The 15,400-nt window shown below is 43.8% G+C and carries 14 protein-coding genes; 7 read left to right on the forward strand and 7 right to left on the reverse strand.

Annotated elements, in window-relative coordinates:
• Positions 1-368 precede the first annotated feature (368 nt).
• Positions 369-1,934, reverse strand: a complete 1,566-nt coding sequence (locus ACVBDU_RS08330; RefSeq protein ID WP_447179289.1) for a M28 family peptidase — start codon at positions 1,932-1,934, stop codon at positions 369-371.
• 191 nt (positions 1,935-2,125) lie between these two features.
• Entirely contained in the window at positions 2,126-4,327 is a 2,202-nt protein-coding gene (gene recQ / locus ACVBDU_RS08335) for a DNA helicase RecQ (RefSeq protein WP_447179290.1), read from the reverse strand.
• A gap of 88 nt (positions 4,328-4,415) precedes the next feature.
• Between recQ and ACVBDU_RS08340 the strand changes: the two genes are divergently transcribed.
• The 4 genes from ACVBDU_RS08340 (at position 4,416) to lptB (ending at position 7,480) form a co-directional block, all read left to right on the forward strand.
• Positions 4,416-5,381 carry a KpsF/GutQ family sugar-phosphate isomerase gene (locus ACVBDU_RS08340; RefSeq protein WP_447179291.1) on the forward strand — a complete coding sequence of 322 codons (966 nt, stop codon included), beginning with the start codon at positions 4,416-4,418 and terminating at the stop codon, positions 5,379-5,381.
• On the forward strand, positions 5,381-6,211 hold the full coding sequence (gene tatC, locus ACVBDU_RS08345; protein WP_447179292.1) for a twin-arginine translocase subunit TatC: 831 nt from the start codon (positions 5,381-5,383) through the stop codon (positions 6,209-6,211). Before ACVBDU_RS08340 ends, tatC begins: the two co-directional genes overlap by 1 nt.
• Positions 6,212-6,241: 30 nt before the next feature.
• Entirely contained in the window at positions 6,242-6,601 is a 360-nt protein-coding gene (locus ACVBDU_RS08350) for a carboxymuconolactone decarboxylase family protein (RefSeq protein WP_447179293.1), read from the forward strand.
• A 132-nt stretch (positions 6,602-6,733) separates the two neighbouring features.
• Complete coding sequence (gene lptB, locus ACVBDU_RS08355; RefSeq protein WP_447179294.1) at positions 6,734-7,480, forward strand: LPS export ABC transporter ATP-binding protein; 747 nt, start codon at positions 6,734-6,736, stop codon at positions 7,478-7,480.
• 67 nt (positions 7,481-7,547) lie between these two features.
• On the opposite strand, the gene ACVBDU_RS08360 is transcribed toward lptB, so the two are convergent.
• Together ACVBDU_RS08360 and ACVBDU_RS08365 are read right to left on the reverse strand one after the other, a co-directional pair.
• On the reverse strand, positions 7,548-8,006 hold the full coding sequence (locus ACVBDU_RS08360; protein ID WP_447179295.1) for a MarR family winged helix-turn-helix transcriptional regulator: 459 nt from the start codon (positions 8,004-8,006) through the stop codon (positions 7,548-7,550).
• A gap of 20 nt (positions 8,007-8,026) precedes the next feature.
• Positions 8,027-8,596, reverse strand: coding sequence for an NADPH-dependent FMN reductase (locus tag ACVBDU_RS08365; protein WP_447179296.1), 570 nt, complete (start codon positions 8,594-8,596; stop codon positions 8,027-8,029).
• A 397-nt stretch (positions 8,597-8,993) separates the two neighbouring features.
• Between ACVBDU_RS08365 and dnaN the strand changes: the two genes are divergently transcribed.
• Entirely contained in the window at positions 8,994-10,112 is a 1,119-nt protein-coding gene (gene dnaN / locus ACVBDU_RS08370) for a DNA polymerase III subunit beta (RefSeq protein ID WP_447179297.1), read from the forward strand.
• A 163-nt stretch (positions 10,113-10,275) separates the two neighbouring features.
• Positions 10,276-11,256: a TIGR00341 family protein gene (locus ACVBDU_RS08375; RefSeq protein WP_447179298.1), complete on the forward strand. Its 981-nt coding sequence runs from the start codon at positions 10,276-10,278 to the stop codon at positions 11,254-11,256.
• A 151-nt stretch (positions 11,257-11,407) separates the two neighbouring features.
• Here the strand turns inward: ACVBDU_RS08375 and ACVBDU_RS08380 are convergent, their stop codons facing one another.
• Together ACVBDU_RS08380 and ACVBDU_RS08385 are read right to left on the reverse strand one after the other, a co-directional pair.
• Entirely contained in the window at positions 11,408-12,139 is a 732-nt protein-coding gene (locus ACVBDU_RS08380; protein ID WP_447179299.1) for a DUF4369 domain-containing protein, read from the reverse strand.
• Positions 12,140-12,195: 56 nt separating this feature from the next.
• Positions 12,196-13,461: a DUF819 family protein gene (locus ACVBDU_RS08385; RefSeq protein WP_447179300.1), complete on the reverse strand. Its 1,266-nt coding sequence runs from the start codon at positions 13,459-13,461 to the stop codon at positions 12,196-12,198.
• A gap of 189 nt (positions 13,462-13,650) precedes the next feature.
• On the opposite strand from ACVBDU_RS08385, the gene ACVBDU_RS08390 reads away from it, so the two are divergent.
• A complete protein-coding gene (locus tag ACVBDU_RS08390) occupies positions 13,651-14,472 on the forward strand; it encodes a siderophore-interacting protein (protein ID WP_447179301.1) in 822 nt (273 codons plus the stop codon).
• 39 nt (positions 14,473-14,511) lie between these two features.
• Here ACVBDU_RS08390 and ACVBDU_RS08395 read toward each other — a convergent pair whose 3' ends face one another.
• Complete coding sequence (locus ACVBDU_RS08395) at positions 14,512-15,321, reverse strand: HAD family hydrolase (protein WP_447179302.1); 810 nt, start codon at positions 15,319-15,321, stop codon at positions 14,512-14,514.
• Positions 15,322-15,400: the final 79 nt, after the last annotated feature.

Below are 15,400 nucleotides of genomic sequence, written 5' to 3' on the forward strand. Positions count from 1 at the left end.
AGAGTACATAAAGGGTTGGTTTTGATAACTGTATGTTTCGCAACACAAATATCTTCAACCCTTTTTTATTTTTAAAAAAAGTTTAAATCACTTCACTAAGTGAGATTTAAATGCTCCGATGTTTGCGTCGAAAAGTAATCTATGGTTTCCGCCTCATGCCTCCCGGCTTGCCCCGAGGTAGTTGACTGCTTTGGGCACAGGGGCGACGTTAACGCTTGGCTTAAAAAACTTTGCATATTTTCGAGAAAGATGTCGTACCCATTGTACATGGCGCATTACACCGTGTTATGGCTGTCGCATAATAAAAAATCCCGTTCGGTTAGATTCGAACGGGATTGTCTTTTCTACATGTCATAAAGTTCAAGGGACTATTCCGTAGCCTTATCCACTACCGGCCGGTTTTCGCGGTTGGCGATCTCCCAGGCGGTATAAAATACCAGCCGGGTACGATTTTCCAGCAGGTCGTAATTTATTTTGTCCGGGGTATCTCCGGGTCTGTGATAATCTTCGTGCGTACCGTTAAAATAGAAAATAACGGGAATATTGTTTTTTGCAAAGTTATAATGGTCACTGCGATAATAGAACCTGTTGGGATCGTTATCGTCGTTGTAGGTGTAATCCAGTTCGATATTGCAGTATTTTTCATTTACTTCCTCAGAGAGGTTGTGCAGTTCCGTACTTAATTTATCCGAACCGATCAGGTAAACATAATTTCTGTTTCCTTCTCTTTTCGGATCTATACGGCCGATCATGTCGATGTTAAGGTTGGCTACGGTATTTGCCAAAGGGAAAATAGGATTCCTGGTATAATAATCAGAACCCAAAAGTCCTTTTTCTTCTCCGGTCACATGAAGGAATACTACCGAACGTTTCGGAGTATTTCCTGCATCTGCAGCTTTTTTAAATGCTTTGGCAATTTCCAGCAATGCGACGGAGCCGGAACCGTCATCGTCCGCCCCGTTATTTATTTGTCCGTCTTCGGTTATACCTATGTGGTCCAGGTGAGAGGATATAACCAGGTATTCGTCCGGTTTCTCAGAACCTTTAATAAAAGCTACTACATTTTCCGAACTGATCTCTTCGGATTCTCCTGTGAATTCCAGTTGGAAGTTTACCGGGATAGCAGCGCCTTTATCCAGGTTTTCAAGATCGGCACTGATCTGTCCGGCTAAGTTTTCATTAATAAAAGCAAAGAAAAAATCGTCTTCTTCCCCTATTTTCAGTTGCATTCTGCCACCTATGGCTCTTTCTTTCATAAACTGGAATTGCTGGGCGATCATCTCGTAATTGTTCTGATCCAGCATCAATACTCCTTTCACTCCTTTCTTCATGGCAGCATCCAGCCGGTCGGGCATGGATATTTTAATGTCGGACCATTTAGATGGTGAAGTAGTTCCGGAAATAACATAAGTACCGTCTGTATTTTTTGGCTCACTTACTATGGTTACGATTATTTTACCTTCTACGTCCAGGTCTTTGTAGTCGGAATAAGCAGCGTCTTCTATACCGTATCCGGCAAAGATTATCTCGTTCGCATTATATTCGGTTTTGGCAGGAGATTGGAAAGAGACAAAGTCTTCTCCCATTTCAAATTTTTTATCGTTTATGCTCAGGGAGCCGTCGGGCATTCCGCTGATTTCCAAAGGTACTTTCTGGAAATAATCTCCATTGCCTTGTGCGGCAGGGATGCCGAGTTTTACATAATGGTTTTTCAGGTATTCCACAGCCATTTTTTGACCGGGTTTTCCGGTTTCCCGTCCCTCGAACTCATCCGATGCATAGGTGTAGAGATGATCTTTAAGATCCTGTTCGGTAATGATTTTAGCATAAGGCTCGGGATCATACGAAGGGGCCTCTTTAGAAGGTGTCGTGGTTTTTTGGGAGCTATTGCATGCGAAAACCACGGATAGCGCCAAATAAAGTATTTTTCTCATTGTAAACTATATAAATTTGTCAAATATATATAAAAAGGGAAATATAGGAATCAATGTTTTCCTAAAGTTTCGGTAATGAGGTTTGGTATGGTAAGAAGGGGGCGAAAAACCGGAAAAATATCGTTATGAACACCGTTTTCCGTTCGGTGGATATCGGGGAGCAGAAGAGGTGCTTTGCCGGTAATGAGCTGTTAATTGGCTACTTCGCTTATAAATTTAATACGGTACAGGCGGATCTCTTCATCTTCATAGTCACCGTCGAACTCGTTCATAGCAACAGAGATTTTGTCCGATTCGGCGTCCAGAAAATAGTCGTATAACTCTTCCTGCTGGTCTTCGTCGAGTATGTCGTCTATCCAGTAATCTATATTCAGTTTGGTACCGCTGTATACGATCTGCTCCATTTCTTTGATAAAATCATTCATGGTCAGGCCCTTGGCATTCGCAATGTCATCCAGAGGCAGTTTGCGATCCACATTCTGAATAATGTAGAGCTTTAAGGCGGAATTGGCACCGGTACTTTTTACGACAAGGTCATCCGGACGAATAATATCATTGTCTTCCACGTACCGGGTAATGAGGTCCGTAAACGGTTTGCCGTATTTCTTTGCTTTACCTTCGCCAACCCCGTGGACGTTGAGCAGTTCTTTGAAGTCTATCGGGTATTTGAGGGCCATATCTTCGAGAGAAGGGTCCTGGAACACAACAAATGGCGGAACACCCATTTTCTGGGCTTCTTTTTTCCGTAGTTCTTTCAGCATCCGCAGCAGGGTTTCATCGGTTACTGCTGCTCCACCCTTTTTGGCAGTAATAATGGTGTCGTCCTCTACCGTTTCGTAAGTATGGTCCGCGGTCATCATAAAGGAATGCGGGGATTCGAGGAAGTCTTTACCTTCTTTCGTAAGGAAAAGCACTCCGTAGGTTTCGATCTCCTTTTTCAGCAATCCGGCTACCAATACCTGGCGAATAAGGGCCATCCAGTGTTTCCCTTCTTTTTCCTTACCCGATGCGAAGAACGGTTTTTCATCGGTTTTATGAGATTTTATAAGGGCGTTGACCTTGCCAACCAGGACGTTTACTACTTCTTTGGCCTTGAATTTCTGATTGGTATTTTTTACTACGGAAAGCAATTTAACCACATCGTCTTTGGCTTCGTGTTTTTTCTTCGGGTTCCGGATGTTGTCATCCATATCTGCGCCCTCACCGTTTACTTCGTCAAATTCTTCGCCGAAATAATGCAGAATGAATTTTCGGCGGGACATGGAAGTTTCGGCATATGCTACCATTTCCTGTAAGAGGGCATGACCTATTTCCTGTTCGGCTACCGGTTTCCCGGCCATAAATTTCTCCAGTTTTTCAATGTCCTTATATGCGTAGAAAGCCAGGCAATGGCCTTCGCCGCCATCTCTCCCGGCTCTCCCTGTTTCCTGGTAATAGCTCTCAATGCTTTTCGGGATGTCGTGGTGAATGACAAATCGTACATCGGGCTTATCGATCCCCATACCAAAAGCGATAGTAGCCACAACGATGTCTACATCTTCCATGAGGAACATGTCCTGGTGCTTGGCCCTGGTCTTGGCGTCAAGCCCGGCGTGGTATGGTACGGCACTGATACCGTTTACCTGGAGTGTCTGTGCCAGTTCTTCCACACGTTTTCTGCTCAGACAGTAGATTATACCCGATTTTCCGGAATTTTGTTTTACAAAGCGTATGATGTCGGCATCTACATTTTTGGTCTTCGGACGTACCTCGTAAAAGAGGTTAGGGCGGTTAAAGGAGGCTTTAAAGGTGTTGGCCTCGGTAATCCCGAGATTTTTAAGGATGTCTTCCTGTACTTTCGGCGTAGCTGTGGCGGTTAACGCAATAATGGGAATATCATCTCCCAATCGTTTAATAATGGCCCGGAGGTTTCGGTATTCCGGCCGGAAATCGTGTCCCCATTCCGAGATACAGTGTGCTTCGTCAATAGCCACAAAAGAGATCTTTACGGACCTCAGAAAATCGATGTATTCTTCTTTCGTAAGGGATTCGGGTGCTACGTAAAGTAACTTGGTAGTTCCTTCCCGGATGTCCTGCATCACGGTTTTTATCTCATTTTTGGTAAGGGAAGAATTAAGCACATGGGCAATACCGTTATTGGAAGACAGCCCCCGAAGGGCATCCACCTGGTTTTTCATAAGTGCTATCAGGGGAGAAACCACAATTGCCGTGCCTTCCTCGACCAATGCCGGTAACTGGTAGCAAAGCGACTTTCCGCCGCCAGTAGGCATGATCACAAATGTGTTGTGATTATTAACTATACTTCTTACGACACCTTCCTGTAATCCTTTGAATTGGTTAAAACCGAAATATTGCTTTAACTTCTTATGCAAGTCAATTTCAACTGAACTCATTCTATCGTTTTACTATTTTACATACATTTGCACAACTAAAGATATAACATTCTATAATTATTACAAACAATAAATCTTTAAAAAAATTTTGAGTAATAACGACGTTATAAAAGCGGTTGCAAAAGAAGTAATTGAAATTGAAAGTAGCGCTATAAGTCACCTGAAATCTTTGATAGATGATGAATTTTCTAACGCGGTGGAGTGTATTTTCAACAGTAAAGGGAGAGTAATCATAACCGGGATCGGAAAAAGTGCGATTATAGCTACAAAAATAGTGGCTACGTTAAATTCTACCGGAACTCCTGCCATATTCATGCACGCCGCGGATGCCATTCACGGAGATTTGGGAACCATCCAGGAAGACGATGTAGTGGTCTGTATTTCAAAAAGCGGGAATACCCCCGAAATAAAAGTTCTGGTACCGCTGCTCAAAAATGGCACAAATAAACTCATAGCCATTACTTCCAACAGGGATTCTCTTTTAGGGCAACAGGCAGATTTTATTCTTCATGCTTATGTGGAAAAAGAAGCGTGCCCTAACAATCTTGCGCCTACTACCAGTACTACGGCACAGTTGGTTATCGGGGATGCCCTGGCCATTTGTCTTTTAAACCTGAGAGGATTTACCAGTAAGGACTTTGCCAAGTATCACCCGGGAGGGTCACTCGGTAAAAAATTGTACCTTCGGGTGCGCGATATTTCGTCGGCCAATATGAAGCCGCAGGTAAGTCCGGATATGGATGTAAGGAAGGTTATCGTAGAAATATCGGAAAAAATGCTCGGGGCTACCGCAGTGATAGAAGAAGGGAAGATAGTTGGGGTGATAACGGACGGAGATATCCGGCGCATGCTTAATAAATACGATTATATAAACGGCCTCACCGCCGGGGATATTATGAGCAAAAACCCAAAGAGCATTCAGGCCGACGCTATGGCAGTTGATGCTATGGAAGTCATGGAAAAAAACAGTATATCGCAACTCCTTGTGGAAGAAGACGGAGAATATGCCGGAGTTATCCATTTGCATAACCTAGTAAAAGAAGGAATTATATAATGGCAAAAAAGAAACAGGAGGAGATGTCTTTCCTCGACCATCTGGAAGAGCTTCGCTGGCATCTAATACGGGCTACACTGGCTGTGGTAATTGTGGGATTTCTGGCATTTCTGGCTAAGGACTTTATTTTTGACACGATTATTTTCGGACCTAAAAAAGCGGATTTCGTAACTTACGAATTCTTTTGTAAAATATCACAGAGCCTGGGGCTGGACGATAGTTTCTGTACGGAAGAGCTGCCGTTTCAGATTCAGAGCCGTACTATGGCTGGCCAGTTCTCCGCGCATATCTGGACCGCCATCTGGGCAGGGTTTATATTGGCCTTCCCTTATGTATTGTACGAATTCTGGCGTTTTATAAGGCCGGGATTATATGATAATGAGAAAAATAATGCCAGAGGTTTTATTGTCATTGCTTCCCTGTTGTTTTTTATGGGGGTAGCATTCGGTTATTATGTCATATCTCCACTGTCCATAAACTTCCTGACTTCATATCAGGTGAGTCCGGAAGTGCATAATGATATAGACCTTAGTTCCTATATAGCTACGGTACGTGCTTCGGTGATTTCCTGCGGACTCATCTTCGAATTACCGATTCTCATATATTTTCTGACTAAAATAGGGCTGGTGACCCCGGAATTCCTGAAGAAGTACCGAAAGGTGGCCCTGGTTATAGTGCTGATACTTTCGGCCGTGATTACGCCTCCGGATATTACCAGCCAGATTGTTGTATCCATCCCCATTATCATCCTGTATGAAGTAAGTATCGTCATATCCAGATTTGTGCTTCGTAGGCAGGAAAAAGAAGCAAAAGCGCTGAGGAAATCGTAAGAGGATAACGAATTTAAAGAACGGGAAAAAATGGCAGATATAGTAGAAGAATTCAACGATTACCGTTCCAGGATGAATGATCGTATTCTGGCGGATAACAATAAGATCATAAAACGTATATTCAACCTGGATACCAATGCTTATATGCCCGGTACCCTGGATGTGCGTACCAAGGAACTTCTCGGTTTGGTGGCTTCTGCCGTACTTCGTTGCGATGATTGTGTTAAATATCATCTGGAGAGTTGCCATAAAGAAGGGCTAAGCGGGGAAGAGGTTATGGAAGCCCTGGGGATAGCCACCCTGGTTGGGGGAACCATAGTGATTCCACATCTGAGAAGGGCCTATGAATTTTGGGATGCGTTGGAAGCCAAAGCAGGAGAATCCCGCTAACCGACAGGTACAAAACGTTGATATTTTGCAAAAAATAAGGCTTTCCGGATAGTTAAAGGAAACCTAAACCGGCAAGAGGTAACCAGGCAGCCGGATGTTTTTTGTATTTTTACTTTCTAAGCAAAGTCGCAAATGAAGCTGAGAGCTGAAAATATAATGAAGTCCTATAAGGGACGACGAGTAGTAAAGGGAATTTCCCTGGAAGTGAACCGGGGGGAGATCGTGGGGCTTCTCGGGCCTAACGGAGCGGGAAAGACCACTTCTTTTTATATGATCGTAGGTCTTATCAAGCCCAATGGAGGTAATATTTATCTGGATAGTCTGGATATTACCAAATACCCCATGTATAAAAGGGCGCAGAACGGTATCGGTTACCTGGCACAAGAGGCTTCTGTATTTAGAAAGCTCAGTATCGAAGATAATATCCTGAGTGTTTTACAACTTACCAATCTCTCCAAAAAAGAGCAGCATATGAAAGTGGAAGCGCTTATCGAAGAGTTTGGCCTGGGGCATATCCGTAAGAGCAGGGGCGACCTGCTTTCCGGGGGAGAACGAAGACGGACGGAAATAGCCAGGGCACTTGCCACGGATCCTAATTTTATTTTACTGGATGAACCTTTTGCCGGGGTCGACCCCGTTGCCGTGGAGGATATACAGCGCATTGTAGCCCAGCTCAAGAATAAAAATATCGGTATCCTGATTACCGACCACAATGTTCAGGAAACCCTGGCCATCACCGAACGGTCTTACCTGATGTTCGAAGGAAGTATCCTTAAAGCGGGAGAACCGGAAGAACTCGCTGCGGATGAAATGGTCCGGAAAGTGTATCTCGGACAGAATTTTGAACTTCGGAGGAAAAAACTGGATTTTCACCAATAAAAAAACCGTCCGGAAAGACCTTTTTCAGCCGTTATCCGGACAGTTCCGGTTGGGGTAGTTCTAATGATTACAAGGTGTATGGACGGATATTTTTTAATATGGTCCGCAGGGTATCTATACAGTTTGCATAAGCTTCCGGAGATATATTCTCCAGGGTTTTAACTATAATCTGCTCTTGTATTTGCAATACTTCGTCGTGTACCTGTTTTCCTTTTTCGGTGATAAAAATATGATGACGATATACCCGTATGAGGTTTTGTGCTTCGAAGCGTTTTACCAGTTTCTCCATCCCGGTTTCATCTGTAAAGAAGTCCAGTAATTTTAATGTTTCACCCGAAGGGATATCTCCTTTTTTGTGGATAGTGTTCAGGAACTGCCATTCCAGGCGGTTAAAACTTCCGTATGAGGTTGTTGTTCGTACTACATTCGAAAATGTATCATCAGCCATTTTTACCCAGTATCCGACAGGCCCTTTTTCACGAAATACCTGCATTATTTCTGTGTTTCTATCTTCTTTTTCTTTCATATGTATTCTGTTTCATTATGTTAGCCTACGGAAATCATGTTGCCGGATTCCCTGGCTTTTTTGTGAAAAATGGCGTCGGCATACCAAAGGAATTCATGGAGAAACTTTTCTGTATTGCCCGTAACAGATTCCTGAAGCGGTACGTTGGTGTCGTCAAAAGCACGGTGTATTTCCGGAACAAGTAATTTCAGGGGTAGGGCATAAGCTCCCAGGCTCAGGATAACATGTTGTAATTGCGAAGAAGCATTAATGCCTCCCATTTTCCCGGAGGATGCTGTAGCGACACCTATGGGTTTCTTCTGGAATTCGGACCAGTAATAATCGAGCATGTTCTTCAGGGCCCCGGAAAAACTGCCATGATATTCCGGTGTAACCAGGATCAGGGCATCACTTTGTCCCAGTTTCCGGCCTATCGGGGCTATATGGGCCGTGTCCGGTTGGTCCATGCCATAAACAGGAAGGGGCGTTATACTCAGATCTATAATATCCGTATCGATTCCTTTTACGGATAGTTGCTGCTTTATAAAGTATGCCAGACGATGGGAGTGCCTTTCACTTCGTACGCTTCCGATAACAATGGTAATTTTCATAATAGAGTTTTTTTGAGTGAGATTTCTTTTTTGATGTTTTAAAATTAATCGATATTATCGATTGTTTTATAGTAATTCAATAGATTGTAGCTATCACTTTATTTATCCCGTCAATGGTGATTTCCGGTAAACATGGAAGAAGTGGAGAAGCAAAACCTTTGTTGCAGGCAGGTAATCAGAAGGATGCTGTTTTAATACATTCGGATAACGAAGGCTGGACGAAAGGAAATACGCCGTTTAAAATGTGGTTTGTTGTATAGAAACAGACCGGGAAAATATTCATAACCTGTTAATAAATATCTTTCTGTAAAATTTATAATTAAGATATATTTGTAGTTGAACATAAGAAATCTCCTTTTGCGCATTCTTTGGAGGAAGGAGCCTTAAAAACTAACAGATGAAGTTTATTGTATCCAGTTCGTATTTATTAAAACAACTACAGGTTTTGGGTGGGGTGATCAACAACAGTAATACCCTTCCTATCTTAGATAATTTTTTGTTCGAATTAAACGCGGAAAAGCTTACGGTTTCCGCTTCGGACCTGGAAACTACCATGAGCTCGGTGCTGGACGTGGAGTCCGACACGGAAGGAAGTATTGCGGTACCGGCCAGATTGCTTCTGGATATATTGAAGACATTCCCGGAACAGCCCCTTACTTTTGTCATGGAAGATAACAATACGATAGAGATCAGTTCTAATCACGGTAAATATGCACTGGCCTATGCAGACGCTTCCGAGTTCCCGAAAACAGTGGAACTTACCGATCCCAGTTCTACTTCTATTGTAGGGGATGTGCTGGCAACAGCAATAGCAAAAACCATTTTTGCCGCAGGTAACGATGATCTTCGTCCGGTGATGAGCGGGGTGTTTTTCCAGTTTTCTCCGGAAAATCTTACTTTTGTAGCTACCGATGCCCATAAACTGGTTAAATACCAGCGTACCGATCTTTCCGCAAGTGAAGTGGCAGAGTTTATTATGCCCAAGAAACCACTGAACCTTCTGAAAGGTATCCTCGGAGGAAGCGAAACGGAAGTTACCGTAGAGTATAACGAAAGCAACGCTAAGTTTACTTTCGACAATGTAGAATTGGTATGTCGCCTTATCGATGGAAAATACCCGAACTACGAAGCTGTGATTCCGAAAGAGAACCCGAACAAACTGAATATCCACAGAACACAGTTTCTCAACTCCGCCAGGAGGGTCAGTATTTTTTCAAACAAGACAACACACCAGATTCGTTTGAAAATAGCAGGAGCAGAACTTAATATATCTGCTGAAGATATAGACTATAGTAATAAAGCAGAAGAAAGGCTTACCTGTGAATATCAGGGAGACGATATGCAAATAGGTTTTAACTCCAGGTTCCTTATCGAAATGCTGAATAACCTGACTTCCGATGATGTATCCCTGGAAATGTCTTTGCCAAACAGGGCCGGAATCCTTACCCCGGCAGACGGACTGGATGAAGGAGAGTACATCACCATGCTGGTAATGCCTGTGATGCTAAACAATTAGATACATTAAATAAGTGTAATATACAGCCAGCCGTTCCGTTAAGGAGCGGCTTTTTTATTGGATAATGCCCGGGTATATAGCACATTTCCCCCGGAAAAATAAGAATTTTAGTATCTTTAAGCTTAAGAATAATATTATTCGAATCTAATCAGCAGATCAATCATTGAGACTTTTAGAGATTATTATTGCAAAAGAGGATAAAGAGGCCGTAGAAAAACTTCTGAGTGTAGAAGAGGTTATAGATAAATGGATTTCCGAAACGCTGGATGGCCATCTTATAATTAAGACCCTGCTCCGGGACGAACATACCAAAGAACTACTGAATAACCTGGGAAATATGTCCAATTGCCGGGTGGTTATACATCCTGTGGAGGGAATTCTGCCAAAACCGGAAACACCGGATAAGGAGGAAGAAAAAAAGATAGGTTTCGGCAAATTTATAACCATTAGTAAAGAAGAACTTTACAGTGATATAGATGAACCGGTGAGCCTTTCCACAAACTTTATCTTAATGGTGGTGCTGTCTTCTTTTGTTGCGGGGATCGGTATTCTGAAAGATAATGTAGCCATCATTATCGGGGCTATGGTTATTGCCCCTTTCCTCGGTCCGAATATGTCCATGGCTTTCGGAACCACACTTGGTGACTGGAATATTATTAAAAAGTCGATGATCACGGGGGTTGTCTCTACGGTTATCGCTTTGCTTATCTCTTTTTTCTGGGGTATGCTGGCAGGCGATGTGGGTAATATTACCATGGACCCGAAATTGAGTACGGAAGATGTGGTCCTGGCTTTGGTCTGCGGATTCGCCGGGGTGATCTCTGCCCTTAGCGGACAGGGAGGATCATTGGTGGGGGTGATGGTTGCGGCTGCACTCGTACCTCCGCTCGTCAGGGCAGGGCTTTTGCTCGGAGGAGCTTATTACGGTAATGCACTGAATTCATTTCTTATTTTCTCTACGAATATTATCTGCCTGAACATTGCCGGGATCATTACTTTCTATCTGGCGGGGATACAGCCGGGGAAATGGTGGGAAAAAGAAAACGCCAAGAAGAAAATCCGTAACGCCTTTCTGATATGGTCCCTGGCTTTGGCACTTATTATTATCGCCGTTCTGCTGATACGGAAAATAGGAACGGAATGAAATAGCTTCGAAGAGACGGAGTAGCGGCAGCCGAAGCAGAACCCATAAATTAATCGATAGAGGGTATAAGAGATTCGTTTAATGAGTGACGGCTATAAACAGCAGGTGCCCGTTATACCAACGAGCACCATGTTCCGGATATATCCGAATGCTATTCGGATGCGATAGTGTCTTTTTTCTCCAGTTTTTTGATCTCCTGTACATATTCGTTCAATGCTTTGCCGTATTTGGAAGCGGCAACTTCGGAAGATAAAGAGTTGTTTATAGTGTCCAGGTATTTTAGCCTGGCATTGGGAGCATCCGCGAGAGCGATATAAGGCGCTACATAGGAATCCCTGTTACCCAGGGCAAAATTCAGGGTGTACAGATAACTTCTGGTAGTATTTTTATTGGCCAGTTTTGCCAGGGAATCTCTTTGAATAGAATCGTTTCCGGCCCTTAATTGTGCGGCTACGAGTTCCAGGTTTTTCTGACGGAAACGGCGCATCATTTTTTCGTATTCTTCGAGTTTTTTATGTGTTTCGGAGCCTTCTATCCTGGCTTCGGCAGAAAAATAATCCCAGCTTGTCTGGATATTGATCTCTCCCTTTTCTCCGAAAAACAGCAGGCTGGTATCTTTATTAATGCTGTTATGGCGGTTAACGGAGAGATAAAATACTTCGGGTTCTTCTATTTCCGTAGTAAAATCAAAATTACTGTCACCGTCAATAATAAGAGAATCGAGGGTAACCAGGGTGGAATCCTGTATTTTCTGCAGGTATATTTTTCCTTTTTTCAATCCTTTTACCTGTCCGGTCAGGTGCATGACATTTTCGTTTCGATCACAGGAAAAAAACAGCAGAAGGCCGGCTGCAACGGCTATGGTCTTGTTTACGGATATCATAATTTTTTACAAGATTAGATTAGAGGTGCAAATATCTTTATTCTGATCCACATACACTATACCGCGGAGGCAAATTCCATCAGCCATGCGCACAACATAGCCCCATAAGTTCCCACAGCATATCCGAATACCGCCAGAAGCACTCCTACGGTAGTCAGTGAGGGGTGAAATGCGGCTGCTACCACAGGGGCAGATGCGGCCCCTCCTACATTGGCCTGGCTACCTACGGCGAGAAAGAAGTACGGAGCTTTGATCCATTTGGCAACAAGAATAAGAAGTCCGGCATGTATGGCCATCCATACCAATCCTATGGCAAGTAAGCCGGGATTATCAAAAACGGTACGCAGGTCCATTTTCATACCTATAGTGGCCACAAGGATGTAAATACATATACTCCCCAGTTTACCTGCGCCGGCACCTTCATAATTTTTAGCTCTGGTGAAAGACAAACATATACCTATGGCAGTTGCTATGGTGATCATCCAGAAAAACTGGGACCCGAAAGAAGACAAGGCACTTTGTTTATCCCGGACTGCTTCGAATGTAGAAGTGAGAAAGCCGGATATTTCCGAGGCGCCCCAATGTGCTACACCCACAGCAGTAAAAGCAATGGCAAGTATGATCATCAGGTCGGTAAGCGATGGCGTTCTGGATATCTTTTCCGCAAAGGCGGAAACCCTGTGTTTTAATTCTTCTATGGCAGAATCGTCTGCTTTCAGCCATCGGTCTATTTGTTTGTTTTTTCCGATACCTAAAAGTATCACGGCCATCCAGAGATTGGCAACTACGATATCTACAAGTACCATGGCCCCGTATTTTTCGGAGTTGTAGTGGAAGATTTCCAACATGGCCGCCTGGTTAGCTCCGCCACCGATCCAGCTTCCCGCAATGGTTGCGAGTCCCCGCCATATGGCATCAAACCCTGCGCCGCCTACCGTATCCGGGGACACCAGTGAAATAAGCAGGATAGCCAGGGGGCCGCCTATGACAATTCCCAATGTTCCGGTGAAAAACATAATAAGAGCCTTTGGCCCCAGGTTGAAAACCGCTTTCAGGTCTATACTCAACGTCATTAACACTAAGGCAGCAGGAAGCAAATATCTGCTGGACACATAGTACAAACCGGAGATCCGGTAATCAATCAGCCCGACAGAATTAAATATGGCCGGAATGAGGTAACACATCAAAAGGGAAGGGACGATCTTATAGAATTTACTCCAGAATCCCGTAGTTCTGGAAGAAGTGTAAAAAACGAAACCAAGAGCCAGCATCAACAAGGCAAATACTATAGTGTCGTCCGTAAAGACAGCAGTCTTTTCCATATAAGGTGTGGTTATTTCGCGGCAAAATACAAAAATACAACAGAACGGGACGGAAGATTTATATTTTTTCCGGTTCTGTATGTTAGCGGTACAGATCTAAGTCTCACCAATCCCCCCTTTTTTTTTTAACTTTTTTATTTAGAATAATTATAAGCAATGGCGTAATTTAGCTTGAAACCTTTTGTAAATATGGCGAGTAATAAAAATGAAGCTTTGAGAGGCGTGTTATCTGTAAAGAGAAAGGAATTTATAACCCCGCACTATATCCGGGTAGTACTTGAAGGAGAAGATGTCCCTCAATTTGCGGATACTACGATAGGGGTCAATAACAAAATACTGATCCCGCCGGAGGGGATTGACGAAATCCACTTTCCGAAATACGATAACGAGGAAAACCGATGGATACACCCGGAGGAACATTTGCGTCCTGTTGTACGCACCTATACACACCGGGGAATTGACCCGGAGAAACAGGAAATGATCATAGATTTTGCATATCACGGAGATTCCGGTCCCGCATCCCGATGGGCGGGGAATGCAAAAGAAGGGGATAAACTGGGGGTGCTGATGAAAGCGGGTAAAAAAGAATTATTTCCGATAGCCGACTGGTACCTGCTGGCGGGAGACATAACGGCCATTCCCGTGCTAGGCGCTATCCTGGAGCGTTTACCTGCTACGGCGAAGGTTATGGCACTGCTGGAAGTTCCCGGAAAGGAAGATGAACAGGAATTGTATACCCGGGCCCAACTGAAAATTCGTTGGCTATACAATCCGTCTCCGGAAAACGGAGGGATGCTGGCCGATGCGGTTAAGCAGGTAGAACTACCGGAAACCGGTACGAAGTTTGGCTATGTGGCTGCGGAGTTTTCGAGTGTAAAGGAGATACGGCGCTTTTTGCGTAAGGACCTGGGGTGGAATACAGACGAACTTTACGCGTATTCCTATTGGAAAGCAGGTATGGCCGAGGATCAGTCCGTAAAGGACCGCCAACAGGAAAAGAGCAGTGTGTAAGCATGATCTGATTTTCCGGTTTTTGACCGGAAGGAAACCTTAAAATACCTTTTGGATATATTTAGCTACCCCGTCTTCTTTATGATGAACGGTGATCGCTTTTGCTGCGGCTTTTACTTCGTCCCGGGCATTGGCTACGGCTACACCGTGACCGACTGCAGCTATCATTTCGGTATCGTTGTAATTGTCGCCAAACGCAACGGCTTCTTCCAGGGAGATGCTGTAATGTGTCAGCAGCTTTTGTATTCCGGTTAGTTTGGAGACTTCCTTGCTGGCTATTTCTATATAAGTGTCTTTGGACCGGTAGAGGTGCAGGTCTTCTCCAAGATGTTCTTTAAAATGTTGGTAGGCCCTTTCTATCAATGCCGCATCGCCCATACAGGTTATTTTGTGTGCGCCTTTTTGCAGAGGCTCCCATTCCTGTACTACCTGCCTGTTAGATCTTATTTCCGGACTTATCTTTGTGTTGTTCTCTTCGCGTTGCGCCCAGTAGTCATATTCTTCCACATACCACGAGTTGGTATTGAAAAGGCTGATGTGGAATTTTCCGTCCGGGCTATTGTGATTAAAGTCCACAACTTGTTTTATGGTATTCAGGGAGATTTCCGTAGAGTGAATAGGATTGTCATTCACCAGTACCAGTGCACCGTTATAGCAGATCAGCGGTGTATTGCGTATTCCCAGTTTGTCCTGCAGGTGGTACATCTGTTTAGGCATCCTGGCCGAAACCAGGATTACAGGTATTTGCTCACGAATCCTGGTAATTTCGCTTATGGTGAGTTCGGACAAATCCCTTTCGGCATTCAGTAAAGTGCCGTCTATATCGGAAAACAGTATTTTGTAGGCCATAAAGTACTTGCAATTTTTCTAGCGCAATAAAGCGAATATATTCCGGATACCAAACTTCAGGGACACGATTTTTGTGACC

The sequence above is a fragment of the Sinomicrobium endophyticum genome (assembly GCF_052983315.1).